22 protein-coding genes are annotated in these 24005 nt (G+C 70.8%); 14 read left to right on the top strand and 8 right to left on the bottom strand.

The features are described from left to right. Nucleotides 1–96 precede the first annotated feature (96 nt). Nucleotides 97–738, top strand: a complete 642-nt coding sequence (locus ADL12_RS24230; RefSeq protein WP_062705096.1) for a superoxide dismutase — start codon at nucleotides 97–99, stop codon at nucleotides 736–738. 147 nt (nucleotides 739–885) lie between these two features. On the opposite strand, the gene ADL12_RS24225 is transcribed toward ADL12_RS24230, so the two are convergent. Both ADL12_RS24225 and ADL12_RS24220 read right to left on the bottom strand, forming a co-directional pair. After that, entirely contained in the window at nucleotides 886–1533 is a 648-nt protein-coding gene (locus tag ADL12_RS24225; RefSeq protein ID WP_062705095.1) for a histidine phosphatase family protein, read from the bottom strand. Further along, nucleotides 1530–2990, bottom strand: a complete 1461-nt coding sequence (locus ADL12_RS24220; RefSeq protein ID WP_062705094.1) for an FGGY-family carbohydrate kinase — start codon at nucleotides 2988–2990, stop codon at nucleotides 1530–1532. Before ADL12_RS24220 ends, ADL12_RS24225 begins: the two co-directional genes overlap by 4 nt. Before the next feature lie 282 nt (nucleotides 2991–3272). Between ADL12_RS24220 and ADL12_RS24215 the strand changes: the two genes are divergently transcribed. Genes ADL12_RS24215 through ADL12_RS24170 form a run of 10 tightly spaced genes read left to right on the top strand, consistent with a single transcriptional unit; the run spans nucleotide 3273 to nucleotide 13202 of the window. Next, on the top strand, nucleotides 3273–4694 hold the full coding sequence (locus tag ADL12_RS24215) for an ABC transporter substrate-binding protein (protein ID WP_062705091.1): 1422 nt from the start codon (nucleotides 3273–3275) through the stop codon (nucleotides 4692–4694). Between the two features lie 4 nt (nucleotides 4695–4698). Then, the gene (locus ADL12_RS24210; RefSeq protein ID WP_062705089.1) at nucleotides 4699–5586 is read left to right on the top strand and encodes a carbohydrate ABC transporter permease; all 888 of its coding nucleotides are present in this window, start codon (nucleotides 4699–4701) and stop codon (nucleotides 5584–5586) included. Beyond that, nucleotides 5583–6422: a carbohydrate ABC transporter permease gene (locus tag ADL12_RS24205; RefSeq protein WP_107120008.1), complete on the top strand. Its 840-nt coding sequence runs from the start codon at nucleotides 5583–5585 to the stop codon at nucleotides 6420–6422. Before ADL12_RS24210 ends, ADL12_RS24205 begins: the two co-directional genes overlap by 4 nt. After that, nucleotides 6419–7516 carry an ABC transporter ATP-binding protein gene (locus ADL12_RS24200; protein ID WP_062705087.1) on the top strand — a complete coding sequence of 366 codons (1098 nt, stop codon included), beginning with the start codon at nucleotides 6419–6421 and terminating at the stop codon, nucleotides 7514–7516. The genes ADL12_RS24205 and ADL12_RS24200 overlap by 4 nt, the downstream gene beginning before the upstream one ends. After that, nucleotides 7516–8352, top strand: a complete 837-nt coding sequence (locus tag ADL12_RS24195) for a DeoR/GlpR family DNA-binding transcription regulator (protein WP_062705085.1) — start codon at nucleotides 7516–7518, stop codon at nucleotides 8350–8352. Before ADL12_RS24200 ends, ADL12_RS24195 begins: the two co-directional genes overlap by 1 nt. Beyond that, the gene (locus ADL12_RS24190) at nucleotides 8330–9409 is read left to right on the top strand and encodes an ABC transporter ATP-binding protein (RefSeq protein WP_062705083.1); all 1080 of its coding nucleotides are present in this window, start codon (nucleotides 8330–8332) and stop codon (nucleotides 9407–9409) included. The genes ADL12_RS24195 and ADL12_RS24190 overlap by 23 nt, the downstream gene beginning before the upstream one ends. Beyond that, nucleotides 9406–10437 (top strand): 2-hydroxyacid dehydrogenase, encoded by a 1032-nt coding sequence (locus ADL12_RS24185; RefSeq protein ID WP_062705081.1) that lies wholly within the window; start codon nucleotides 9406–9408, stop codon nucleotides 10435–10437. The genes ADL12_RS24190 and ADL12_RS24185 overlap by 4 nt, the downstream gene beginning before the upstream one ends. Nucleotides 10438–10466: 29 nt before the next feature. Continuing rightward, the gene (locus ADL12_RS24180; protein WP_062705079.1) at nucleotides 10467–11891 is read left to right on the top strand and encodes an FGGY-family carbohydrate kinase; all 1425 of its coding nucleotides are present in this window, start codon (nucleotides 10467–10469) and stop codon (nucleotides 11889–11891) included. 25 nt (nucleotides 11892–11916) lie between these two features. Next, complete coding sequence (locus tag ADL12_RS24175; RefSeq protein WP_062705077.1) at nucleotides 11917–12978, top strand: glycerophosphodiester phosphodiesterase family protein; 1062 nt, start codon at nucleotides 11917–11919, stop codon at nucleotides 12976–12978. Next, entirely contained in the window at nucleotides 12978–13202 is a 225-nt protein-coding gene (locus ADL12_RS24170; RefSeq protein WP_062705074.1) for a hypothetical protein, read from the top strand. Before ADL12_RS24175 ends, ADL12_RS24170 begins: the two co-directional genes overlap by 1 nt. Before the next feature lie 5 nt (nucleotides 13203–13207). Here the strand turns inward: ADL12_RS24170 and ADL12_RS24165 are convergent, their stop codons facing one another. Next, nucleotides 13208–13846 (bottom strand): mycothiol-dependent nitroreductase Rv2466c family protein, encoded by a 639-nt coding sequence (locus tag ADL12_RS24165; RefSeq protein ID WP_062705072.1) that lies wholly within the window; start codon nucleotides 13844–13846, stop codon nucleotides 13208–13210. Nucleotides 13847–13994: 148 nt separating this feature from the next. On the opposite strand from ADL12_RS24165, the gene pepN reads away from it, so the two are divergent. Together pepN and ADL12_RS24155 are read left to right on the top strand one after the other, a co-directional pair. Beyond that, nucleotides 13995–16595 (top strand): aminopeptidase N, encoded by a 2601-nt coding sequence (pepN, locus tag ADL12_RS24160; RefSeq protein ID WP_062705069.1) that lies wholly within the window; start codon nucleotides 13995–13997, stop codon nucleotides 16593–16595. A 209-nt stretch (nucleotides 16596–16804) separates the two neighbouring features. Beyond that, nucleotides 16805–17866 carry a hypothetical protein gene (locus tag ADL12_RS24155; RefSeq protein ID WP_062705067.1) on the top strand — a complete coding sequence of 354 codons (1062 nt, stop codon included), beginning with the start codon at nucleotides 16805–16807 and terminating at the stop codon, nucleotides 17864–17866. 70 nt (nucleotides 17867–17936) lie between these two features. On the opposite strand, the gene ADL12_RS55665 is transcribed toward ADL12_RS24155, so the two are convergent. The 4 genes from ADL12_RS55665 to ADL12_RS24140 form a co-directional block, all read right to left on the bottom strand. After that, nucleotides 17937–18155, bottom strand: coding sequence for a hypothetical protein (locus ADL12_RS55665; protein ID WP_208614607.1), 219 nt, complete (start codon nucleotides 18153–18155; stop codon nucleotides 17937–17939). 122 nt (nucleotides 18156–18277) lie between these two features. Next, a complete protein-coding gene (locus tag ADL12_RS24150) occupies nucleotides 18278–19507 on the bottom strand; it encodes a serine hydrolase domain-containing protein (RefSeq protein WP_107120010.1) in 1230 nt (409 codons plus the stop codon). Between the two features lie 139 nt (nucleotides 19508–19646). Further along, on the bottom strand, nucleotides 19647–20786 hold the full coding sequence (locus ADL12_RS24145; RefSeq protein WP_062705065.1) for a serine hydrolase domain-containing protein: 1140 nt from the start codon (nucleotides 20784–20786) through the stop codon (nucleotides 19647–19649). 98 nt (nucleotides 20787–20884) lie between these two features. Next, entirely contained in the window at nucleotides 20885–21127 is a 243-nt protein-coding gene (locus ADL12_RS24140; protein WP_159053266.1) for a hypothetical protein, read from the bottom strand. An 86-nt stretch (nucleotides 21128–21213) separates the two neighbouring features. Between ADL12_RS24140 and pdxR the strand changes: the two genes are divergently transcribed. Continuing rightward, a complete protein-coding gene (pdxR, locus tag ADL12_RS24135) occupies nucleotides 21214–22734 on the top strand; it encodes a MocR-like pyridoxine biosynthesis transcription factor PdxR (protein ID WP_062705060.1) in 1521 nt (506 codons plus the stop codon). On the opposite strand, the gene ADL12_RS24130 is transcribed toward pdxR, so the two are convergent. Continuing rightward, on the bottom strand, nucleotides 22679–23857 hold the full coding sequence (locus tag ADL12_RS24130) for a glycosyltransferase (protein WP_062705115.1): 1179 nt from the start codon (nucleotides 23855–23857) through the stop codon (nucleotides 22679–22681). The genes pdxR and ADL12_RS24130 overlap by 56 nt on opposite strands. Nucleotides 23858–24005 lie beyond the last annotated feature (148 nt).

Here is a 24005-nt window from a genome sequence, read left to right as displayed (position 1 = left end):
ACCCCATTTGCCACCCCGGACGCCCACCCCCACCCCTCTTGCTGCTAGCGTGCAGTTGCAAGCTACTTGCAATAAGAGGATCTGAGGGGACCCTTCATGCCCGTCTACACGCTCCCGGAACTGCCCTACGACTACTCCGCGCTCGCGCCCGTGATCAGCCCCGAGATCATCGAGCTGCACCACGACAAGCACCACGCGGCCTATGTGAAGGGCGCCAACGACACGCTGGAGCAGCTCGCCGAGGCTCGGGACAAGGAGCAGTGGGGGTCGGTCAACGGCCTGGAGAAGAACCTGGCGTTCCATCTGTCCGGGCACATCCTGCACTCGATCTATTGGCAGAACATGACGGGGAACGGGGGCGGCGAGCCCCTGGCCGCCGACGGGGTGGGCGAGCTGGCGGACGCCATCGCCGAGTCCTTCGGGTCGTTCGCGGGCTTCAAGGCACAGCTGTCCAAGGCGGCGGCGACCACGCAGGGTTCGGGCTGGGGTGTGCTGGCGTACGAGCCGCTGAGCGGGCGGCTGATCGTCGAGCAGGTCTACGACCACCAGGGCAACGTCGGCCAGGGCGCCACGCCGATCCTCGTGTTCGACGCCTGGGAGCACGCCTTCTACCTCCAGTACCGGAACCAGAAGGTCGACTTCATCGACGCCATGTGGGCCGTCGTCAACTGGCAGGACGTGGCCCGGCGTTACGAGGCCGCCAAGTCCCGGACGGACGTACTACTGCTCGCCCCCTGACCCCCTGCCCCCTGCTCCCCTGAGTCGTCCTGCCTCGTGATCGTCTTCTCACCCTTCACGAACGGCAGGCGGAATGAAGGAAGCCCCCGCGAGGACGTGACTCGCGGGGGCTTCCCGTTGCCGGTCCTGCGTCATGGGCACACGGCGCTACGGGACATCCGGCTCACACGGCACATTGAGGGAGAGAAGGGCGGCGGATCCGTCGGTTCTTACGAGGAGTTCGCTGATCGCCGCGTTGCGCAACCGCGGGAAAACTCGGCGGTACTCCCCGGGCGGGATCGACAGCAGGGTGCACAGCACGAGGCGGAGGAGAGTGTTGTGGGCGACGACGAGGACGCGTTCGCCGGGGTGCGCCGCGGCGATGCGGCGCAGGGCGGCTGCTCCGCGGTCGGCGGCGGTGGCGGGGTCCTCCGCCGCCGGGAACGGATGGGCCACCGGGTCGGTGCGGAAGGCCTCCGCGGCCGCCGGGTTCTCGGCCGCGAACTCCGCGAGCGTACGGCCCTCCAGCACGCCGAAGTCGCATTCGCGCAGGCCGGGTTCGCGGTGCGGGGTGAGGCCGAGGGCGCGGCAGGCGGGGTCGGCGGTGGCGACGGCGCGGGAGAGGGGCGAGGTCCAGATCGCGTCGACCGGGTGCGCGGCGGCCCAGCGGCCGAGGGCCTCGGCCTGGGCGCCGCCCGTGTCGGTGAGGGGCACGTCGCTCACGCCGGCGTAACGGTTCTCGGCGTGCCAGACGGTCTGTCCGTGGCGGGCCAGCAGCAGCGTCGTATCCGTGCTCGTGCTCGTGCTCGTGCTCATGAAGCCGAAGTATCCATGTCCAGGCGGGCGTGTGCGTGCGCCGCGACCGGGGGTGGGAGCCAGCCTCGGGCCGTCAGGGCGTCGATGAGGCGGGCGTACGGTTCGGCGTAGCGGGTGGTGCGGTCGGGGCGGGGGGCGACGGTCGTGCCGATGCGGACCATGCCTTCCGCGGCCGCCTGGAGATCGGGTGTCGCGCTCGCGCCGTACGCCGCCAGCGCCGCCATGCCCAGGGCCGGTTCCGTCTGCTGCGGGACGCGGGCCGGGCGGCCCAGGATGTCGGCGCGCAGTTGGTTCCAGTACGGGCTGCGGGCGGCGCCGCCCGTGAAGGTGAGGGGGCCGTCGAGGGGGGCGCCCAGGTAGTGCAGGTAGTCCAGGCACAGGCGTTCCGTGAAGGCGACGCCCTGGAGGAGCGAGGCCCACCGGTCCGCATCCGACTCCGGTTCGCCCAGGACGAGCGCGGAGGCGTCGGGGGCGAGGAACGGGAAGCGCTCGCCGGGGGACACCAGGGGGTAGGTGATCGCGCCGGCCGGTTCGTGCGCGGCGGCCGACGCGTCCATGGCCGCCGCGTCGGCGCCCGGGAACGCCGCCGTGAGCACGCCCGCGCCCACGCTCGAGGCGCCGCCGGGCAGCCAACTCCCGTCCGGCGCACGGTGGTTGTAGACCACGCCGGTCGCGTCCCGGACCGGCGTCGGGGACGCGCCCTTGAGGACCAGTGTGGTGCCGAGCACCGAGTTCCAGGAGCCGGGACGCAGGGCGGCGGAGGCGATCTGGGCCGCGCAGCCGTCGGTCATCCCGGCGATGACGGGGGTGCCGGCAGGGATGCCGGTCGCTTCGGCGGCGGTCGAGGACACCTCACCGAGGCGCGCGCCGGGACGTACGACGTCAGGGAACGCCCGCTCCGGGAGCCCGAGTTGAGGCAGTCCGGTCGGCCAGGCGTCGCGCTCCAGGTCGTAGCCGGTCTTGAGGGCGTGGCTGGAGTCGGCCGGGGGGAGTTCGCCGGTGAGGAGAGAGACGATCAGGTCCGGCTGGTGGGTGATCCGGCCCTGGCCGTAGGTCTCGGTCAGCCACAGCGCCTTCGGCAGCGCCCAGGTGTCCTGCACCGCGAGCCCCGCCGCCCGCGCCCGCGCCGCCTCCTGCGCGGCGCGCCGGTCGTCGTACATCAGCGCGGGGCTCATCGGCCGCCCCGCCCCGTCCGTCAGCAGCACGGTCCCGGACGTCCCGCACACCGCGAGCGCCCCGACCCGTACCCGGGAATGTCCCCGCAGTGCGGCCCGGGACGCCATGCACAGCCCCTCCCACCACTCCCCCGGATCCTGCTCGTGCCGCACCCCGTCCCGCCGCCCGGCGAGCGGGGCCGAACCGCTGCCCAGGACGGTGCCGTCCCCGGTGACCAGCAGGACCCGGACACTCTGGGTCCCCAGGTCGATCCCGAGCCACGCCTCCTGCTCGTCCGCCATCCGGGCCTCCCGAACATCTGGATCCGTGAACTTCTCACTCTGCACTGAGATTTTCCCCTGCGCGAGGGATTGACGCCCAACTTCCGCCGTTCCACCCTCTGTTAACGAGTCGACTCGCCGCGTTAACCCGGTTCGCTGCGCGATCTTCGCGCCGCCCTCCCTGCCAACCCGCTTTTCTGCTGGGGGTCCGGGGGCCCGCGGCGGAGCCGCTGATGTCGCAGTCCCCGGGATGACGCAGCACCACCAGCACCCGGATGGCCGAACCCCACGTGGAGGTCACGGATGGACATGCACGTGCACGATCGCCGCCGCTTCCTCGCCCTGACCGCCGCGGCCGCCGCGACCCCGCTGCTCGCGGCCTGCGGGGCCGGATTCGGCGGTGACGACAACAAGAGCGACGGTTCGGCCGCGGACGACGTCACCGGCTCCTTCGACTGGAAGCGGGAGAAGGGCACGACCGTCAAGGCGCTGCTCAACAAGCACCCGTACACGGACGCGCTGATCGCCGACCTGAAGTCCTTCACCGAGAAGACCGGCATCAAGGTCGAGTACGACGTCTTCCCCGAGGACAACTACTTCGACAAGCTCACCGTGGACCTGTCCAGCGGGCGTGCCTCGTACGACGTGTTCATGCTCGGCGCGTACATGGTCTGGCAGTACGGGCCGCCTGGGTGGCTGGAAGACCTCGGGCCCTGGATGCGCAACTCCTCGGCGACCGGCGCCGAATGGGACCAGGCCGACTTCTTCCCGAACCTCCTCCAGGCCGACCAGTGGTCCCTGAAGGCGGGCGCGCCGCTCGGGCAGGGCGGGCAGTACGCGCTGCCGTGGGGCTGGGAGACCAACGTCGTCGCCTACAACACAGACGTCTTCAAGCGGCTCGGGCTGAAGCCCGCAGAGACCTTCGACGAGCTGCGCGACATCGCAGGGACCATCAAGCGCAAAGCCCCCGGTGCCGGTTTCGACGGCATGTACGGGATCGCCGTACGCGGGTCGAGGAGCTGGGCGACCATCCACCCGGGCTTCATGACCATGTACGCCCGCAACGGGCTCAAGGACTTCACAGTCGAGGGCGGGAAGCTCACACCCGCCATGAACACCCCGGAGGCCGTCGCCTTCACCGAGGACTGGGCCGGCATGGTCAAGCAGGGTGGGCCGCCGTCCTGGACGTCGTACACCTGGTACCAGTGCTCCAGCGACCTCGGCGCGAAGAAGGCCGGGATGCTGTTCGACGCCGACACGGCCGCGTACTTCCAGGCCGTCGAGGGCGCCAGTCCCGCCTCCGGGAAGATCGCCTTCCATCCGGGGCCCAAGGGACCGGACGGGTCCCTCGCCACCAACATGTGGATCTGGTCGCTCGGCATGAACGCCAAGAGCAAGAAGAAGAGCGCCAGTTGGCTGTTCCTGCAGTGGGCGACCGGCAAGGAGCACCTGCTCAAGAGTGCGATCACGCACAACCACATCGACCCGGTGCGGAAGTCGATCGCCGACGCCGGCGCCTACCAGGACAAGATGAGGCACCTGCCCGGCTTCATCGAGACCTTCGAGACCGTCGTCGACCAGACGAAGATCCAGTTCACCCCGCAGGCGCAGTTCTTCGACGCGACCACGAGCTGGGCCGCCGCCCTCCAGGAGATCTACGGCGGCCAGGGCGCGGGGTCGGTGCTCGACGGGCTGGCGGGCGACCTCGCCGACAAGGTGGGCTAGCGCGATGGGATGGCGGCTCGCCCTGCGCCCGTACGTCCTGATCGTCCCCGCGCTGCTGCTGACCTGCGGGATCCTCTACCCCTTCGGGCTCGGCCTCTACTACACGTTGTTCGACTTCTCGGCGAGCAAGCCGCAGCCGGACATGGTGCGGTTCGAGAACTACGAGACCGTCTTCACGCAGGAGGCCTTCTGGAACTCAGCGTGGGTGACGGTTCTGTACGCGGTCGGAGCCGCCGCCGTCGAGACCCTCCTCGGAGTCGCCGTCGCCCTGCTGCTGCACCGGTCGACGATCGTCGGGCGGGTGCTGGAGAAGATCCTCATCCTGCCGCTGATGATCGCGCCGGTGATCGCGGCGATCATCTGGAAGCTGATGCTCCAGCCGTCGGTCGGGGTGATCAACTACCTGCTGAGACCCTTCGGGCTTGGCGGAGTCCAGTGGACGGACACCCCGACCGGCGCGCTGCTGTCGTCCATCGCCGTGGACGTGTGGGTGTACACGCCGTTCGTGGCGATCCTCGCGCTGGCCGGGCTGCGGTCGCTGCCCACCTCCCCCTTCGAGGCGGCGGCCGTCGACGGGGCGGGCTGGTGGTACACGTTCCGGCGGCTGACGCTGCCGATGCTGTGGCCGTACGTCCTGGTCGCGGTGATCTTCCGGTTCATGGACTCGCTGAAGGTGTTCGACATCATCTACGCCCTGACGGAGGGCGGGCCAGGCGACTCGACCGTCGTCCTGCAGATCCGGGCGTATCTGGAGGCGATCCGCTTCCAGCGGTACTCGTTCGGGATCAGCTACACGATCGTGCTGTGGGCCGTGGTGTATCTCGCCGCGATGGTGCTGGTGAAGCACCTGGGGAAGATCCAGCGGAAGGCGGCGGAGGTGGCTGCCAAGTGAGCCGAACGACCTCGAAGAAGCGCCTGCTCGGGTGGCTGGCGGACGCCGCCCTCATCCTCTACTTCGTCTTCGCGCTGTTCCCGATCGCCTGGATGGTGATCCTCTCGCTGAAGCCGGCCAACCAGCTCTTCTCCACCTACTTCTCCTTCTCCCCCACCCTCGACGGCTACCGCACGGTCCTCGGTGACAGCGAGGGCATCCCGTTCGTGCGGTTCTTCGTCAACAGCCTGGTCGTGTCGCTGGGCGCGGTGGCCCTGTCGCTCCTCGTCGGCCTTCCGGCGGCGTACGCCTCGGCGCGCTGGCGGTTCAAGGGCTCCGAGAACCTGATGTTCACGCTGCTGTCGTTCCGGTTCGCACCCGAACTCACCGTGATCATCCCGCTGTTCGTGCTGTACCAGAAGCTCGGGCTGTTCGACACGTACGTCGGCATGGTGTGGGTGCTCCAGCTCGTCACGCTGCCGCTGATCGTGTGGATCATGCGGTCGTACTTCGCCGATCTGACGCCCGAGCTGGAGCAGGCGGCGCTGCTGGACGGCTACACGCGCAAGCAGGCGTTCTTCAAGGTGGCGATCCCGCTGGTCAAGCCGGGCATCGCGGCCGTGTCGCTGCTGGCCTTCATCTTCGCCTGGAACAACTTCGTCTTCCCCCTCATCCTCACCTCCAACGAGGCCCAGACCGTGACCGTGGGCGCGCTGTCCTTCCTCGGCGGGGACCGGCCCAAGTACAACCTCACGGCCGCCGCCGCGCTCGTCTCCGTCGTACCGCCGCTGCTGCTCGCGCTGACGATCCAGCGGTATCTGGTGCGGGGGCTGTCGTTCGGGGCGGTGAAGTCATGAGCACGGCCGTCGCGCTGCGCGGGATCCGGAAGACGTACGGGAAGACCACGGCCCTGGACGGGCTCGACCTGGAGGTCCGGGAAGGCGAGTTCTTCTGTCTGCTCGGCCCGTCGGGGGCCGGGAAGACGACGACGCTGAAGACCGTCGCCGGCCTCGAACTCCCCGACTCCGGCACCGTCGAACTGGGCGGCAAGGACATGCGGGGCGTCGAGCCGTACGACCGTGGCGTCGCGATGTGCTTCGAGAGCTACGCCCTCTACCCGCACAAGTCGGCCTACGACAACCTCGCCTCGCCGCTCCGCTCCCCGCGCCACCGCCTCCCCGCCGCGCAGGCCCGGGAGCGGATCGGCGAGATCGCCGAACTCCTCGGCATCTCCGCCCTGTTGGACCGCCCGGTCGGCCGGCTGTCCAACGGCCAGCGGCAACGCGTCGCCCTCGGCCGGGTCCTGGTCCGCCCAGCCCGCGCCTTCCTCCTAGACGAGCCCCTCTCCCACCTGGACGCCAAGCTGCGCCAGCAGATGCGGGCGGAACTGAAGGCGATCGGGGCCGTGCAGCACACGACGACCCTCTACGTCACCCATGACTCCGTCGAGGCGCTGGCGCTCGGCGACCGGATCGGCGTCATCCGGGACGGGCGGATCGTGCAGACGGGGACGCGGGAGGAGATCTGGTACCGGCCCTGCGACACCGAGGTCGCGCGGGCTTTCGGACGGCCGCGGATCAATCTGCTGCCGGGAGTGGTGACGCAGGACGGGGGGTTCCGTTCGGCGGACGGGAAGGTCGAGCTGTCGGTCGGTGCGCAGGCGGCTCCCGGCACCGACGTGCTGATCGGGCTGCGGCCCCGGGACATCACCCTGCGCGGCCCCGGTCATGAGCTCACCGGCACCGTCTATGTCACCGAGGTGCTCGGCCGGTCGGTCGAGGTCACCGTCCGGCTGGGCGAGCAGCAGGTGTCGCTGGTCGCCCCGCGCCCCGACACGACGGGGCTGCGGCCCGACGATCCGGTACGGCTGTCGGTCCGGCCTGAGAACCTGCTGCTGTTCGAGGCCGACCGGCCGGAGCGTCCAGGACGACGGATCGAGAAGAGCGCGTGATGAGCAGCAGCAACAGCAGCGGTGGCGGCCCACAGCAGGGCCCCGCGGCCCGCCAGGCCGCCATGGCCGAGCGGGTCCTCGCCGACGGCTCGGCGACGGCCGCCGACCTCGCCGAGCGCTTCGGGGTGAGCCTGATGACCATCCACCGGGACCTCGACGAGCTCGAACGGCAGGGCATCGTAAGGAAGTTCAGGGGCGGAGTGACGGCCCAGCCGTCCGGTGTCTTCGAGTCGAACGTGCAGTACCGGCTGAAGACCATGCGCGCGGAGAAGGCCGCCGTCGCCGACCGCGCACTGAAGCTGATCGAGCCCGGCATGGCGATCATGCTGGACGACTCCACCTCCACGCTGGAGATAGCCCGCAGGCTGCGGCACGGCGAGGTGACCCCGCTGACGGTCGTCACCAATTTCCTGGAAGCGATCAACCTGCTGTCCGACCAGCGCGGCATCCACCTGATGGCCCTCGGCGGCGACTACGACCCGCTGCACTCCTCCTTCCTCGGCGTGTCCTGCGTGGAGGCGATAGAGCAGCTGCGCGTGGACGTCTGCTTCGCGTCGACGTCGGCCGTGCGCGGGGGTTACGCCTACCACCAGGAGCAGCACATCGTGTCGGTGAAGCGGGCCATGCTCGACGCGGCCGCCCGCAACGTCCTGTTGATAGACCACACCAAGCTCGCCAGGGTCGCCCTGCACCGGGTGGTCCCCCTCTCCCGCTTCGACCTGCTCCTCGTGGACGACGGGGCGTCGGCGGAGGCGCTGCGGGACCTGGACGAGCACAAGGTCCGTTATGAGGTTTGCTCGACGAAGGGCAGCGATGACCGAGCTGGAGCTACGTGATCTGCGCAAGACCTATTCGGCGCGGGGCCGCCCGTCGGTGGACGCCGTACGGGGCATCGACCTGACCCTGCGCTCCGGCGAGCTGCTCGGCCTCCTCGGCCCGTCGGGCTGCGGAAAGTCGACCACCCTGCGGATGATCGCCGGGCTGGAGACGGTGACCGGCGGGGACATCCTGGTGGACGGTTCGTCGGTGATCGCGCGCCCGGCCCAGCAGCGCAACATCGGGGTCGCGTTCGAGAACTACGCCCTCTACCCACCGCTGACGGTGGCGGAGAACCTGGCGTTCGGCCTGAAGGCACGCAGACGGGCCGAACGGGGTGACGTCGACCACAAGGTCAAGGAGATCGCCGAGCGCGTCGACCTCACCGCCATCCTGGACGCCCGCCCGGCCGGCCTCTCCAGCGGCCAGAAACAGCGCGTGTCCCTGGCCCGCGCCCTGATCCGCGAACCGGACGTCCTGCTCCTGGACGAGCCCCTGTCCCACCTGGATGCGGCCCAGCGCGACACGACCCGCCGCGAACTCAAGCGCATTCAGAAGGACTTGGGCCATACGACCATCCTGGTCACCCACGACCAGGAGGAGGCCCTCTCCCTCGCCGACCGGATCGCCGTGATGAAGGACGGCGTCATCCAGCAGCTCGGCACCCCGTACGAGATCTACGACAGCCCGGCCAACGTCTTCGTCGCGGACTTCGTCGGCGAGCCCGCGATCAACCTCCTGCCCGGCGTCGCGGACGGCGACGGTCACGCTCGCCTGTCCGACGCGGCGCGGGTCGCGCTGCCGGTGCCGGTGCCGGCCGGCCGGGAGGTGGTGGTCGGGATCCGCCCCGAGGACCTGGCCCTGACCGGCGACGACGGCCTCCCCGCCCGCGTCCTGGCCCACGAACCCCTGCTGGAGTCAGGCATCGCCACTCTCGCCCTCGACGGCGTCGAAAGCCCCCTCGTCGTCCTCACCGACCCCGACGTACGCCTCGCCCACGACGACCGTGTCCATGTCACCGCCGAGACCCACCTCACCCATGTCTTCGACGCCGAGACGGGAGACTCCCTCCGATGACCAACGGGAACAGCGTGCGCGTGGTGGCCGCCGGCGACCACTTCATCCTGCCGTCGCTCATCACCGATGCACTCGGTCACCAACTCACCTGCGACGTCGCCGAATTGACACTCGGCTGGCCTCTCGCCCCCTTCGGCCCGGTGGCCGAGGTGACGGAGGCGAGCGACGCCGAGGACGAGCTGATCGACGCGCTCGCGGGTGCGCAGGTGCTGGTCACCCAGATGGGTCCCGTCACGGAACGTGTCCTCGACGCCTGCCCGGACCTCCGCCTGGTCGTCGTCTGCCGGGGCGGCCCGGTGAACGTCAACCTGGACGCGGCCAAGCGGCACGACGTCCGGGTGTGTTACGCCCCCGGCCGCAACGCCGCCGCCACCGCCGAATTCACCGTCGGCCTGATGCTGGCGGCCCTGCGCCGGATCCCGCAGGCCCATGACCTCCTTGCCCGGAAGGGCAGTTGGGAGGGGGCGACGTACTACACGTACGAGCACAGCGGCCTGGAGCTGGAGGACCTGCCGGTCGGACTGGTGGGCTACGGGGCGGTGGGCAGCAGGGTCGCGCGCGTGCTGTGCGCGTTCGGTGCGCGGGTGATGGTCTACGACCCGTACGTCCACCACCACGAGATCCACGGCCTGCGCGTGCCGACGCTGGACCAACTCCTGCGCCAGTCCCGGGTGATCACCCTGCACGCCCGTCTCACCACCGAGACCCGCGGCCTGATCGGCGCCCGTGAGCTGGCGCTGCTGCCGCCCGGCGCGGTCGTGGTGAACGTGGCGCGCGGACCACTGCTGGACGAGGGGGCGCTGTGCGACGCGCTGGAGAGCGGGCAGGTGTCGGCGGCGGCCCTGGACACGTACGAGACGGAGCCGGTGCCGCCCGGTTCCCGCCTGTACGGCCTCGGCGACCGTGTCGTCCTCACTCCCCATCTGGGCGGGGCGAGCCGGGCCGTGGCCGAGAAGGCGGCGGCGATCGCGGCGGCGGAGGTGGGGCGTTGGGCGCGGGGGGAGCCGCTCGCGCATTGCCTGACCTGAGCCGACCGAGCCGAAAGAGGTGGGTGGGAATGTACGTCGGTATCGATGTGGGCACGTCCACGGTGAAAGCCGCCGCGTTCGGCGCCGAGGGCCGTGAACTGGCCGTCGCTGCCCGCCCCGTGGGGCTCGCCCTGCACGGCGGGGTCGTCGAGCAGGACATGGACGAGTTGTACGGGGCGGTCGTCGCCGTACTGGAAGAAGTGACCTCCCGCGCGCCGGAGCCGATCGAGCTCGCCGGGCTCACCGGGCAGGGCGACGGTGTGTGGCTGGTCGACTCGGAGGGGCGGCCGGTGCGGCCCGCTGCCTCCTGGATGGACGGGCGGGCGCATGAACTCGTCGACCGCTGGCTGGCGGACGGCACGTTCGAGACGGTGTTCCGGCGGACGGGAAGCGCGATGTTCCCGGGGTGTCCGGGGCCGCTGCTGGCGTGGCTGGACGGCCATGAGCCGAAGGCGCTGGATGCCGCGAGGGCGGCCCTGTACTGCAAGGACATGGTGTTCCAGCGGCTGACGGGGGCGGGGCCGACGACGGATGTGTCGGACGCGTCGATGCCGTTCCTGGACCCGCGGACGCGGACGTACGACAACCGGGTCGTGGAGCTGCTCGGGCTGACGCACCGGCGCGGCCTCCTCGCCCCTGTCAGCGATCCGGTCGCGACGGCGCGGACGCGCGGCGAGGGGCTGCCGGCCGGGACGCGGATCGCGAACGGGCCGTACGATCTGCCGGCCTGCGCGCTCGGCGCGGGGGTGACGTCTCCCGGGGACGGTCTCCTCATCGTCGGCACCTGCTTGGCCAGCCTGGTCGCGACGACCGACCTCGACCTGACCGGTGAGCCGGCCGGCCTGTACATCAATACCGACCGCCCGGGTCACTGGCTGCGCGCGATGCCCGCGATGGTCGGGACGGCGGCGCTGGACTGGGTGCTGTCGACGACCGGCGTCCGGCACGAGGAGGTCGACGGGCTGCTGGCCGAGACCCCGCCCGGCGCGAACGGCGTGCGGGTACTCCCGTACTTCGCGCCCTCCGGCGAACGCGCCCCCTTCGTCGAACCCCGTCTGCGCGCCGAACTGACCGGCGTGTCCCTGGAGTCGACCCGCGCCGACCTGGTCCGGGCGACCTGCGAGGGCATCGGCTACGCGGCCCGGCACTGTCTTCAGGCGGCGGGGCTCACCGGGACGCTGGCCGTGTGCGGCGGCGGTACGCGCAGCCCGGCCTGGATGCGGCTGCTCGCCGACGTCATCGGGCGGCCGCTCCGGGTCGTCGAGGGCGAGGTGGGCGCGCGGGGCGCGGTGCTGGCGGCGGCGGAGCGGTACGGAGTGGCGCTGGACGCGGAGGCGTGGACGCGGCCGACGGCGGTCGTCGAGCCGGACGGGGGCCGGGCGGCGTACTACACGAAGGGCTATGAGGAGCATCTGACCCGGCTGGCAGAGGCGCGCGGCCGGGCACGCGCCTGAGAGCCGTACGAGGAAAGGGAGTTGTATGCATCCGAAACGTAGATCCCTGCTGCTCGCGGCCGCCGGCACCACGGCGGCCGCGGCCGTACCCGCGACGGCTGCGGCGGCCGCCGGCTCCCGCCCACCGGGGCGGCCGCTCGTCATCGGCCATCGCGGCGCCGCCGGCTGGCGCCCGGAGCACACGGCGGCCTCGTACACGTACGCCGTGCAGACCGGCGCCGACTGGATAGAGCCGGACCTGGTGCCGACCAAGGACCATGTACTCGTCGTCCGGCACGAGAACGAGATCTCGCAGACGACGGACGTGGCGTCCCACCCGGAGTTCGCGGACCGCCGTACGACGAAGACGGTGGACGGGCGGTCGGTGACCGGCTGGTTCACGGAGGACTTCACGCTGGCGGAGCTGAAGACGCTGCGGGCGGTGGAGCGCCTGCCGCTGGTCCGCAACCGCAACACCGTGTTCGACGGCCGTGAGGAGGTGCTCACCTTCCAGGAGGTGGTCGACCTGGCGCGCAGGCTGTCGAAGGCGTACGGCCGCACGATCGCCGTCTTCCCGGAGACCAAGCACCCGACGTACTTCCGCGGGCTGGGTCTGCCCCTGGAGCCGAAGCTGGCGGAGGTGATCCGCCGGTGCCGCCTCGGCCGGCGCGAGTGCGTCGTGCAGTCCTTCGAGCCGACGAGCCTGAAACGGATCGCGGCGGAGCGGCTGGGGGTGCCGCTGTGGCAGGCGCTGGGGACGACGGGTGGGCCCTACGACCTCGTCCTGGCCGGTGATCCGACGACGTACAAGGACATGATGACGCCGGCGGGGCTGGCGCGGATCGCCGGGTACGCGGACTGGATCGGGCCGGACAAGTCGTCGCTGGTCGGCACCCCGGTCCTCGCGGACGCCCATGCGGCGGGGCTGCGTGTGGGGCCGTACACCTTCCGGGCGGAGAACCAGTTTTTGCCGGCGGACCTGCGGCGCGGTAGCGGAGCGAACGATTTCGGGGACGCGTTCGCGGAGTACGCGCTGTACTACGGGATGGGGGTCGACGCGGTGGTGACCGACTTCCCCGATCTGGCGGTGATGGCGAGGAGGGGCTGATGTTTTTCCGGGACAAGCACTGCCCGACATGTCACGGCAGCGGCACGCAGGTGTTCAGGCCGCTCACCCCCAAGGAACTGGAAGCGGTCGAGGCGGACCGTGGAGACCTGTGGCGCTGCACCGGCGAGGGCTGCCGGTGGTACCAGCCATGGCACAAGCAGCGCGACGGCGGCCTGCTCCCGGAGGAGTTGAAGATCCAGGCCACCGCCACCGAACCGGCATGACCCCTCTACAGGTTGCTGAAGTCCGGCCCCTTGGTCCGGGTGCGCTTGATCTCGTAGAAGCCCGGCACGGAGGCCACGGCGAGGGTGCCGTCCCACAGCTTCGCGGCGTCCTCGCCCTTGGGGGCGGGGGTGACGACCGGGCCGAAGAAGGCGATCTGCTCGCCGTCGGCGCCGGGGACGGCGATGACCGGGGTGCCGACCTCCTGGCCGACCTTGTCGATGCCCTCCTTGTGGGAGGCGCGCAGCTGCGGCTCGTAGGCGGTGCCGTCCCAGTGCTCCATGAGGGAGTCCGGCAGGCCGACGTCCTTCAGGGCGGCGGCGACGGTCTCCTTGCCGGAGCCCTCATCCTTGTTGTGGAAGCGGGTGCCGAGCGCGGTGTAGAGGTCGCCGAGCACCTCGGCGCCGTGCTCCTCCTGTGCCGCGATGACGACCCGGACAGGGCCCCACGCCTTGGTCTCGAGCAGTTCGCGGTACTGCTCGGGCAGTTCGTCGAGCTTGTCCTCGTTGAGGACGGCCAGGCTCATCAGATGCCAGCGCACCTCTATGTCGCGGACCTTCTCCACCTCCAGCACCCAGCGCGAGGTCATCCAGGCCCAGGGGCACAGCGGATCGAACCAGAAGTCGACGGGGGTCTTCTCAGACATGTCTCTCCTCATGAGGCAGGCGTGGGTCCGCGCAACGTCTGGGGGAACACCACTGCTCGCCCGGCCATTCCCCGGTGCCGCGGGTCAGGAGCGCATGGCAGGATCAGGGCTGTCCGCATACTGAACACCACCCGAGGGAGTGGCACCCGTGCCCGGTGAGAATCTGTCCCGTGACGAGGCCCGGGAGCGGGCCGCCCTGCTGGCCGTTGACGGGTACGACGTATCCCTCGACGTGCGTTCCGCCATCGGTGACGCGGGCGGCGACGGCGAGGGCCCGCGCACCTTCCGCTCGGTCACCACGATCCGCTTCCGCTGCGCCGAGCCCGGCGCCACCAGCTTCGCGGATCTGATCGCGCCGAGTGTGACGGCCGTCTCCCTCAACGGCAAGGATCTGGATCCGAGCGAGGTCTTCGACGGCTCGCGGATCACCCTGGAGGACCTCGCCGCCGACAACGAACTCGTCGTCGACGCCCAGTGCGCCTACTCCCGCACCGGCGAGGGCCTGCACCGCTTCGTCGACCCCGAGGACGGCGAGGTCTACCTCTACACCCAGTACGAGCCGGCCGACTCCCGCCGTGTCTTCGCGAACTTCGAGCAGCCGGACCTCAAGGCCCCGTTCCGCTTCGAGGTGCGGGCGCCGGAGGAGTGGACGGTGTGGAGCAACGGCCTCGGTGAACTGACGGACGGGATCTGGCAGTTCGCCGAGACCAAGCCGATCTCGACCTACATCACCTGTGTCGTGGCGGGCCCGTACCACTACGTCACGGACTCCTACTCCCGCACCTTCGCCGACGGCACGACGCTTCAGATCCCCCTCGGCGCCATGTGCCGCAAGGGCCTGGCCCCGTATTTCGACGCCGACGACATCTTCCTGGTCACCAAGCAGGGCCTGGACTTCTTCCACGAGCACTTCGACTACCCGTACCCCTTCGGGAAGTACGACCAGGCGTTCGTGCCCGAGTACAACCTCGGCGCGATGGAGAACCCGGGGATGGTGACGTTCCGGGAGGAGTACATCTTCCGCGGGAAGGTGACGCGGGCGTCGTACGAGGGCCGGGCGAACGTCGTCCTGCACGAGATGGCGCACATGTGGTTCGGCGACCTGGTCACCATGGTGTGGTGGGACGACCTGTGGCTGAAGGAGTCCTTCGCGGACTTCATGGGCACCTTCGCGAACGTGGGCGCGACCCGCTTCAAGGACGCCTGGATCACCTTCGCCAACCGCCGCAAGGCGTGGGCGTACCGCGCGGACCAGCTGCCCTCCACGCACCCGATCACGGCGGACATCCGCGACCTGCAGGACGCGAAGCTCAACTTCGACGGCATCACCTACGCCAAGGGTGCGTCCGTCCTGAAGCAGCTCGTGGCGTACGTCGGCCAGGACGCGTTCCTGGAGGGCGCGCGGCGCTACTTCAAGCGGCACGCGTACGGCAACACGCGCCTCGATGACCTGCTGTCGGTGCTGGAGGAGACCAGCGGGCGGGACATGGGCGCGTGGGCGCGTTCCTGGCTGCAGACGGCGGGTGTGAACTCGCTGACTCCGCAGGTGCTGCTGGACGCGGAGGGCCGGATCGACGAGCTGGCGGTGCTCCAGGAAGCGGCTGCTATTGCCCCGGCGGACCACCCCGAGCTGCGTCCGCATCGCGTTGCGGTGGGCCTGTACCGGCGCGGCACCGGTGGCTCGCTGGAGCGGTACGCGCAGGCCGAGGTGGACGTCGCCGGTCCGCGGACGGTCGTGGCGGAGCTGACGGGCGTCGAGGCGCCGGAGCTGGTGCTGGTCAACGACGACGACCTGACGTACTGCAAGACCCGCTTCGACGAGACGTCACTGGCGACGCTGCGGGAGCACCTGGGCTCGCTGACCGACCCGCTGGCCCGCGCCCTGTGCTGGTCGGCGCTGTGGAACATGACGCGGGACGCGCTGCTGCCGGCGCGGGACTTCGTGGGCCTGGTGCTGCGGTTCGCGGGGCGCGAATCCGACATCGGCGTGCTGCAGATGCTGCACGCGTGGGCGAGCTCGTCGCTGGTCAACTATGTGATGCCCGAGTGGCGGCCGACCGGCGGACAGCTGCTCGCCGAGGGCGCGCTGCGGGAGCTGCGGGCCGCCGCGCCGGGCAGCGAGCAACAGCTGGCGTGGGCGCGGTTCTTCGCGTCGGTGGCGTCGGAGTCGGAGGACCTGGGGCTGCTGCGGGGGCTGCTGGAGGGCACGGAGAAGATCGAGGGGCTGGACGTCGACCAGGAGCTGCGCTGGGCGTTCCTGGGGCCGCTGGCCGAGCACGGCGTGGCGGACGAGTCGATGCTGGCCGCCGAACTGGCCCGCGACGATACCGCCTCCGGCAAGCGTCACCAGGTCCGCTGCCTCGCCGCCCGGCCGTCGGCGGCGGTGAAGGCGCAGGCCTGGGCGCAGGTCGTCGAGTCCGACGCGCTGTCCAACGCGCTGGTCGCGGCGACCATCGCGGGCTTCACCCAGCCGTCGCAGCGGGAGCTGCTCGCGCCGTACGCCGACAAGTACTTCGCGGCGATCGAGCGGGTGTGGGCCGAGCGGTCGATCCAGATCGGCATGGACGTGGTCCAGGGCCTGTTCCCGGGGCTCCAGCAGTCGCAGGCCACGCTGGACGCGACGGACACGTGGCTCGCGGCCCACGAGGACGCGGCGCCGGCGCTGCGGCGGCTGGTGCTGGAGGCGCGGGACGACCTGGCGCGGGGGCTGCGGGGGCAGGCGTGCGACGCGGCGGCGTCAACCGCATAAGACCTTTGGCCAACGATCACGGCCCTCCGTGACCGTTACGGAATTCAGGCAATAGCAGCCGTAACCCCTGGTCCAACCCGAACGGACCAGGGGTTTTCCGTGCCTACTCGGCATCCGAACACCCGTCCTTTAGTGCCGGGTTGTCCGTTTTTGTCGACGGGCGTGTAACAGCGGTTAAAGGGCGGACGAGACGCGGGAACCTCCGGGTCATGAACCACAACGCCCCGCTCCCCCCGCTCTCCCCCCGCCCCCTGCGTCACCTCTCCGAGGTGCACCGCCGTGTCATGACGACCGCACAGCTGAAGTCGCACGGCATCTCGCCCGCCGAGATGAACGACCAGTGCCGCCCCGGCGGCCCCTGGCAGCAGTTCCTCCCCGGCGTCTTCCTGCTCCACCCCGGCCCGCCGACCAGCGAGGAGCGCCTGCACGCGGTGCTGATGTACGCGGCGCGGGAACGGTCGCCGGGGGTGCCGTCCCAGCCGAACGCCGGCGAGGGACACGCCCCCGCCTACCCCGACGCGGTGATCACGGGCCTCGCGGCGCTGACCCTGCACGGCTTCTCCGCCACGCCGCCGCTCACCGCGCTGGACCAGATCGACGTCCTGGTCCCCCGGATGCGCCGGCTGCGCTCCACGGGCTGCGCCCGCATCCTGCGCACCTCCGCGCTCCCCACCCCGCAGCAGGTGACAGGCCTCCCGGTGGCCCCGGTCCCGCGCGCCCTGGCCGACGCGGTGGCCGAACTGACGGACGCGAGCGCCGTACGCCGGCTGCTGACGGAAGCCGTCCGCGGCAGCCACTGCGAACCGGCATCGGTGGTACGGGAGTTGAACCAGGCGAAGCTCCTGTCCCGCCCGCACGTGGTGGACGCGGTGGACTCCCTGCTCGCCGAGGGCCGCGCCATCGCGGAGGACCGCCTGTACGAGATGGTCCGCGACTACGCCCTCCCCGACCCCGTCTGGAACGTCGACCTGCGCCTGCCCGGCGGCCCTCACCTCGGCGGCCTGGACGCGTACTGGCCGGAGCAGGCGGTGGCGGTCGAGCTGGACACCCGCGCGCCCCGCCAAGGCCAACGGCAGGACGACGACGCGCTGTGGTCCGAATACGCCCGCAAGCGCGAGCACTTGGAGCGCCTGGGCATCACGGTCGTGTACATCACCCCGAAGAAGCTCCGGGACGCGATGGAGCAGCAGGCGGCGGTGGTCCGTACGGCCCTGATGGCGGCGGCGGACCGCGATCCGGCCGCGTATGTCGTGGTGCTGCCCCGGCAGTGACGGACCGGGAAGGCAGCACCAGGAGGGGAGAGGAGGGGCCGCCGGGCCGGACAGTCCGGGCGGCCCCTCCTCATGTCGTCGGCGGCTTGGTTCGCTGGGCAGTGCCCCGCAGCGGCACTGCCCGGCGCGCGGGCGTGAGCTCCCCGCCCGTCAACCGCTTCCCCTCGACGCCGAGCCGATCTGTGACGGTGGCGGTGGCGGTGAGACGGTTCGCGTAGACGGAGCCGAGGACCGCGACGCCGAGCGAGCCGCCGATAAACCGAGGCCGCACCCGCGGTCGTGCCGACATCGAGCGTGAGCAGAGCCAGGGCACCCGCCGTGGCCAGTGCGCCGCCCACGATCGGGTAGTGGCGGTAGCGGCCGCCGTTGCTCACGCGCCGCCCGATGGCGAGCTGTGCGGCCTGATGTCGGTCAGCCGATACGGGGCGGTGCGAACCTCACTCCCGCATCAACTCGGTGCTTCGTGTCCGAGCCCGCTCGGTCACCGGCCTTCGCCGGCTTCTTCCCGCAGAACTCCGCCTCGATCACCGCCCCCGTGTCCCCCGACCAGTCACCGTTGAGGTTGAAGGCCAGGGACCGGCTGCCGTCCTTCGTCGTGACCGCCTCGGATATGGAGCCGTGGATGCCGCCACCGTGGCCCCAGACGGTGACGCCGCAGCTCAGCTCGGTCTTCATCAGGCCGAGGCCGTAGCCGATGGCCTCGTTGACGGGCTCGGTCGTGGTCATCTCGGTCAGTTGCTCGCGCGGGAGGAGCTTGCCGCGCAGGAGGGCCGTGTAGAAGCGGTTGAGGTCGGTGGAGTTCGAGATCATCTCGCCGGCCGCGTAGGCGATGGACGGGTTGATCTTCGTGACGTCGTACGTCGGGCCCGTCGCCGTCTCGGCCAGCTTGGAGTAGGCCCGGCTGCTGGGCTGCCACACCGTCACGCGGGTGCCGGGGATCGATGTGGCGGTCAGGTGCAGGGGCTTGATGATGCGGTCGCGGATCGCGTCGCCGTACGGGCGGCCCGTGGCCTTCTCGATCACCATTCCGGCGAGCACGAAGTTGGTGTTGGAGTAGTTCCAGGACGTTCCCGGCTCGAAGTCCGGCTTGTGGGTCATGGCGAGCGCGACCAGTTCCCCGGGCTTCTTCGTGTCGTAGCGGTGCTCGAAGAAGCCGTCCTTGAGGAAGTACGTGCGACCGAAGTCCTCGTCCGCCGTGTAGTTGAAGATGCCGCTGGTGTGGTTGAGGAGTTGGCGCAGAGTGATCCGGCTGCCGTCATGGCCGTTGCCCTGCACCAGGCCGGGCAGCCACTCTTCCACCGTGTCGTCCAGCGACAGCCTGCCCTCCGCCTCCAGCTGGAGCAGCACCGTCGCCACGAAGGTCTTGGTGATGCTGCCCACCCGGTAGCGGTCCTGCGCCGAACGCGGCTTGCCCGACTTGAGGTTGCCGACGCCTGCCGTCGCCGACCAGGTGCTCCGGCCGTCCTGCGCGGTCGCCGTCACTCCGGGCACGCCCGCGTCCACCGCGGCCTCGATGGCCTTGCGGGTCGCGTCGTGGCCGGCTTCGGCGGGCGTCGCCGCCAGCGCGGGGGCCGCGAGGGCCACTGACAATGCCACTGCCGTCGCCGCCACCGCCGTCGTGCGGGTCGTCCGTACGGTCATGTCTTGTTCCCCCTGGTCATCGCTGTTGCCGCTCATGTGGAGCGTGATCAGGGAGGGAGACTCCGGGTTGTCTGCCAAGGTTGAGGCGCCGCACGCCGGTTGAGCCGGATCAAGACAATCGGCGCGCGGCGCACGACGGTCACCTGCCGCAGAACTCCGCCTCCACCACCGCGTCGCTGTCCCCCGACCAGTCCCCGTTGAAGTTGAACGCCAGGGCGTGGCGCCCGTCCTCCGTCGTCACCGCATCCGAGTTCGAGCCGTGGATGCCGCCGTCGTGGCCCCAGACGTGGACGCCGCAGCTGAGCTTGCGTTCGACGAGGCCCAGGCCGTAGCCGTTGGTGCCCCTGGAGCTGACCGTCGTCTTCATCTCCTTCAGCTGCTCGGGCGGGAGCAGCCTGCCGCGGAGCAGGGACGTATAGAAGCGGTTCAGGTCGGCCGAGCTGGAGATCATCTCGCCCGAGCCGTAGGCCAGCCGGGGGTTCAGTTCGGTGACGTCGTACGTCGGGCCCGTCGCCGTCCTGGCCAGCTTGGAGTAGGCGCGGCTGCTGGGCCGGGGAAGGGTGACCCGGGTGCCGGGGACCGACGTGGCCGTCAGGTGCAGGGGGTCGATGATGCGGTGGCGGATCTCGTCGCCGTAACTGTTGCCGGTCGCCTTCTCGATCACCCGGCCGGCCAGCGCGTAGTTGGTGTTGGAGTACCTCCACGAAGTGCCCGGCGGGAAATGCGGCTCGTGGGTCATGGCGATGGCGATGAAGTACTCGGGCTCCTTCTGGTCGTAGCGGTGTTCCAGGAAGCCTTCCGCCGCCATGTACGTCTGCTGGAAGGTCGGGTCCGTCAGGTAGTCGTAGATGCCACTGGTGTGGTTGAGGAGTTGGCGCAGGGTGATGCGGCTGCCGTCGTGGCCGTTGCCCCGGACCACTCCCGGCAGCCACTCCTCCACCGTGTCGTCCAGCGACAGCCGCCCTTCCGCCTCCAGCTGGAGCAGCACCGTCGCCACGAAGGTCTTGGTGATGCTCGCGACCCGGTAACGGTCCTGCGGCGAGCGCGGCTTCCCTGTCTCCAGGTCACCCACGCCCGCCGTCGCCGACCAGCCACGGCGACCGTCCTGCACCGCCGCCGTCACCCCGGGCACACCGTCGGCAACGGCCGCCTGCAAAGCCCGGCGGGTGGCCTCGTGGCCGTCGCCCCTGCCGGCCGGCGCCGCTACCGCCGGTCCCGCCAAAGCCATCGACAGCGCCACCACCGTCATCGCCGCCGTCGTCGTCGTTCGTACGGTCATCTGTCTTCCCCCATGCAGCACTCGGCTCGATCGAATCGAGGGGACAGACCAGAGACATACGTCGAAGGTTGAGGCACCGTACGGCAGTTGAGGCGTATTCAGCCCTTCTGCAGCACCAGCTCCATGTCGTCGATGGCAACGGCCCGGCGGGCTCCCGCAGTCCGTGCGAAATGGGTCCGCAGCCGACGCCACGTGGTCTGCCCCTGCCGCGTGTCGTCCGGCACGACCGGTGCGTCCGGCAGGGCCGACAGGGCGCCGGCCCTGGTCTGCCAGTCCTCGAACACGCCGCGGAACAACTGGTGTTGGTCCTGGATCGGCACCGAGCGCCTCACTGTAGCCACGACGGCCTCCTTCACATACACGCACGCGTCGATGTGTCGATGTATCGAAGGTAGCCAGCAATGGCTCGCTGATACCGTCCAATGGCATGCGGGAATCACAGACCAATTTGGCGGGCGACCTTCTGCTTCAGCTGGGGCAGCCCGGTGACAGTCCGCTGCACGAGCGGGTGAAGCGGGCGCTGCGTACGGCGATCAGGGACGGGCGGATCGAGGTCGGCACCGCCCTGCCGCCCAGTCGGCAGCTCGCCGGCGACCTCGGCTGTTCGCGCTGGGCGGTCACCGAGGCGTACAGCCAGCTCATCGCCGAGGGATATCTGGAGGCGCAGACCGGCTCAGCCACCCGGGTGCGCTGGACGAACGCCCTGGACGCCGGCTCGGGGCGCCGCGCACCGCGCCAGGCTCCCGAGGCTCGCTTCGACCTCGGGCCGGGTCTGCCGGACCTGCGCGCGTTTCCGCGCCGCCGGTGGGCCGAGGCCGTACGGGCACAGGTGACCACCACGGCGTTCACGGAGTTCGGCTACCCGCCGCCCGGCGGTCACCTCCGGCTGAGGCGCACGCTCGTCGCGTACCTGGGCCGCTCCCGCGGCGTCGTGGCGCCCCCGGAGGACGTGATGGTGTGCACGAGCGTGACCGACGGAGTACGGCGCGTCTGCCACGCCCTGCGCACCGACGGCATCACCGCGGTCGGCTGTGAGGAACCGGGCTGGACGCGGCTGCGCGAGGTGATCCGCGCCGCCGGTCTGGACCCGGTGCCCGTGCGCACGGACGGCGGGGGTCTGCGCGTCGACGAACTCGCCGGACACGCCGGCCTTCGGGCCGTGCTGACGAGCCCGGCGCACCAGTTCCCGCTGGGCAGCGTGCTCGCCCCCGAGCGGCGCGCCGCCCTGCTGCGGTGGGCTCGCCAGGTGGACGGCGTCGTACTGGAGGACGACTACGACGCGGAGTTCCGCTACGACCGTCGTCCGGTCGCGGCACTGCAAGGAATGGACCCGTCTCGCGTGGTCCTGTTCAAGTCGCTCAGCAAGATACTGTCCCCGGCGCTCGGCATCGGGTGGCTCGTGGCACCGCCCCGCTGGACCCGGTACCTGCACCGGTCCGACCAGACGGCGACCCAGCCCCCGACGCTCGACCAGCTCGCCTTCGCCGAACTGCTGGAGTCGGGTGCGTACGACCGCCATCTCCGCGCCTGCCGGAAGCGGTACCGCAACCGCCGCGACGCACTCGTCCAAGCCCTCGCCGACCAGCTGCCCGGTGCCCCGGTCTCCGGCATCGCGGCCGGCCTCCACCTCATCCTCCGCCTGCCGCCCACCGTGGACACCGCAGCCGTGGTCACCGCGGCAGCCGCCCGGTCACTGCGCATCGCCGGCCTCACCGCCTACCACGCCACCGAGGACCACGCCGACCACGGCCTGGTCCTCGGTTACGGCAACCTCGCGGACGGCGCGGTGCGCGAAGCGGTACGGCATCTCCGCGGGGCGATCGAGGAGTGTGGGGGCCTGATGCCGCGAGGGCTCGGCGGCGGTCCGGCGACCCCCGTCAGTGCGGCTCCCGTCAGTGCGGCTCCTGCAGGGCAGGACGCGCCGACCCCGCGTGCAGACGGTCGATGAGGGCCGCGTAGGAGGCGATCATGCGGGTGCGGCTGAAGAGCTCGCGGCTCGCGGCCAGGGCCGGGGCGTAGGCGGCGCGGTCGACGACCGCGGTCGTCCAGGCGCGGGCGATCACCTCGGGGTGCGGTGCCGTGACGATTCCGCGCCCGGCCACGATCGCCGCGCTGTCGCCGACGTCGGTGGTCACGGGCACGGCCCCGCACATCATGCCCTCGATCAGGCACAGGGGCGCCGCCTCGCCCCAGGTCGAGGTGAGGGCGACGACGTCGGCACCGGCGTAGACGGTCTCCATGTCGCGCCGGACGCCGAGGAGGTGCAGGCGGCGCCTGTCGTGCCTGTGCCCGAGCGCGGCCCGGATGTCGGCGTCGAGCTCCGAGTTGGCCGCCGTCATGCCGGCGCCGCACATCAGGACGTGACCGTTCGGGGTGCGGCGCAGCCAGGCCGCGGCGGCCCGCAGGAAGAGGGGGACGTTCTTCATCGCGTCGTAGCGGGCGGCGTAGACCACCACCGGCGCCGGGTGGTCGATGCCGAGGTCCGTGCGCAGGGCCAGCCGACGGGCCGGGTCGGGGCGGAAGCGGAGCAGGTCCACGCCGTTCGGGATCACGTGGAGCAGGTCGGACGGGATGCCGGCCGCCTCGTACGCGGCCCGCGTCGACTCCGCGCAGCAGACACAGGCGGCCACCGTGCCGTCGGCGACGGCGGCCTTGAGGTCGGCCAGGGACGAGCCCTGGTTCTCCGGGTCCGAGCGGTGCAGACAGACCACGACCGGGCGGCGCGGCAGGCCCGCCTGGTTGAGGAGGGCCAGCGGCTGCTCCTTGAGGGAGAGGATCACGTCGGCCCCGGCCATGGCCCGCGCGGTCTCGGCCAGCTCCGGCCCGTTGAAGGTGGCCGGTATCCGACCACCTCCCTGGACGCGGCCCAGCGAGGTGACGCCCGCCCCCGCCGCGGTCAGTGACCGGTAGCAGGCGTCGTCCTCCATCCGCTGCCGGGTGGCCTCCCGGTGCACCTCGCCGTGAATGCTCAGCACCCGGTGGTGCTGGCCGCCCTCCATGAGCCCCAGCACCACATCGCTGTGAACGATCCGGGCTCCGCCGGAGAAGAAGCCGTCGTAGACCGACAGCACACGCAGTCCGTGTTCCGCGCGCACACGATCACCCGCCTTGCACACATATCAAGCCATCCCCCGTGAAGTGCGGGTTAGCCGATATGAGGCGGTACGGACGTTACGTACGGATGAACACGGCGCTTCATGTCCGAGTCCTCTCGATTAC

Origin of the sequence: Streptomyces regalis (assembly GCF_001509475.1) — a bacterium.
GTDB classification, from domain to species: domain Bacteria; phylum Actinomycetota; class Actinomycetes; order Streptomycetales; family Streptomycetaceae; genus Streptomyces; species Streptomyces regalis.
This window is presented reverse-complemented; position numbering and strand designations above follow the sequence as displayed.

Coding starts and splice junctions, on each gene's coding strand:
- ADL12_RS24230 (WP_062705096.1), top strand. CDS start 97: ATGCCCGTCTACACGCTCCCGGAACTGCCCTACGACTACTCCGCGCTC.
- ADL12_RS24225 (WP_062705095.1), bottom strand. CDS start 1,533: ATGAGCACGAGCACGAGCACGAGCACGGATACGACGCTGCTGCTGGCC.
- ADL12_RS24220 (WP_062705094.1), bottom strand. CDS start 2,990: ATGGCGGACGAGCAGGAGGCGTGGCTCGGGATCGACCTGGGGACCCAG.
- ADL12_RS24215 (WP_062705091.1), top strand. CDS start 3,273: ATGGACATGCACGTGCACGATCGCCGCCGCTTCCTCGCCCTGACCGCC.
- ADL12_RS24210 (WP_062705089.1), top strand. CDS start 4,699: ATGGGATGGCGGCTCGCCCTGCGCCCGTACGTCCTGATCGTCCCCGCG.
- ADL12_RS24200 (WP_062705087.1), top strand. CDS start 6,419: ATGAGCACGGCCGTCGCGCTGCGCGGGATCCGGAAGACGTACGGGAAG.
- ADL12_RS24195 (WP_062705085.1), top strand. CDS start 7,516: ATGAGCAGCAGCAACAGCAGCGGTGGCGGCCCACAGCAGGGCCCCGCG.
- ADL12_RS24190 (WP_062705083.1), top strand. CDS start 8,330: ATGACCGAGCTGGAGCTACGTGATCTGCGCAAGACCTATTCGGCGCGG.
- ADL12_RS24185 (WP_062705081.1), top strand. CDS start 9,406: ATGACCAACGGGAACAGCGTGCGCGTGGTGGCCGCCGGCGACCACTTC.
- ADL12_RS24180 (WP_062705079.1), top strand. CDS start 10,467: ATGTACGTCGGTATCGATGTGGGCACGTCCACGGTGAAAGCCGCCGCG.
- ADL12_RS24175 (WP_062705077.1), top strand. CDS start 11,917: ATGCATCCGAAACGTAGATCCCTGCTGCTCGCGGCCGCCGGCACCACG.
- ADL12_RS24170 (WP_062705074.1), top strand. CDS start 12,978: ATGTTTTTCCGGGACAAGCACTGCCCGACATGTCACGGCAGCGGCACG.
- ADL12_RS24165 (WP_062705072.1), bottom strand. CDS start 13,846: ATGTCTGAGAAGACCCCCGTCGACTTCTGGTTCGATCCGCTGTGCCCC.
- ADL12_RS24155 (WP_062705067.1), top strand. CDS start 16,805: ATGAACCACAACGCCCCGCTCCCCCCGCTCTCCCCCCGCCCCCTGCGT.
- ADL12_RS55665 (WP_208614607.1), bottom strand. CDS start 18,155: ATGTCGGCACGACCGCGGGTGCGGCCTCGGTTTATCGGCGGCTCGCTC.
- ADL12_RS24150 (WP_107120010.1), bottom strand. CDS start 19,507: ATGACCGTACGGACGACCCGCACGACGGCGGTGGCGGCGACGGCAGTG.
- ADL12_RS24145 (WP_062705065.1), bottom strand. CDS start 20,786: ATGACCGTACGAACGACGACGACGGCGGCGATGACGGTGGTGGCGCTG.
- pdxR (WP_062705060.1), top strand. CDS start 21,214: ATGCGGGAATCACAGACCAATTTGGCGGGCGACCTTCTGCTTCAGCTG.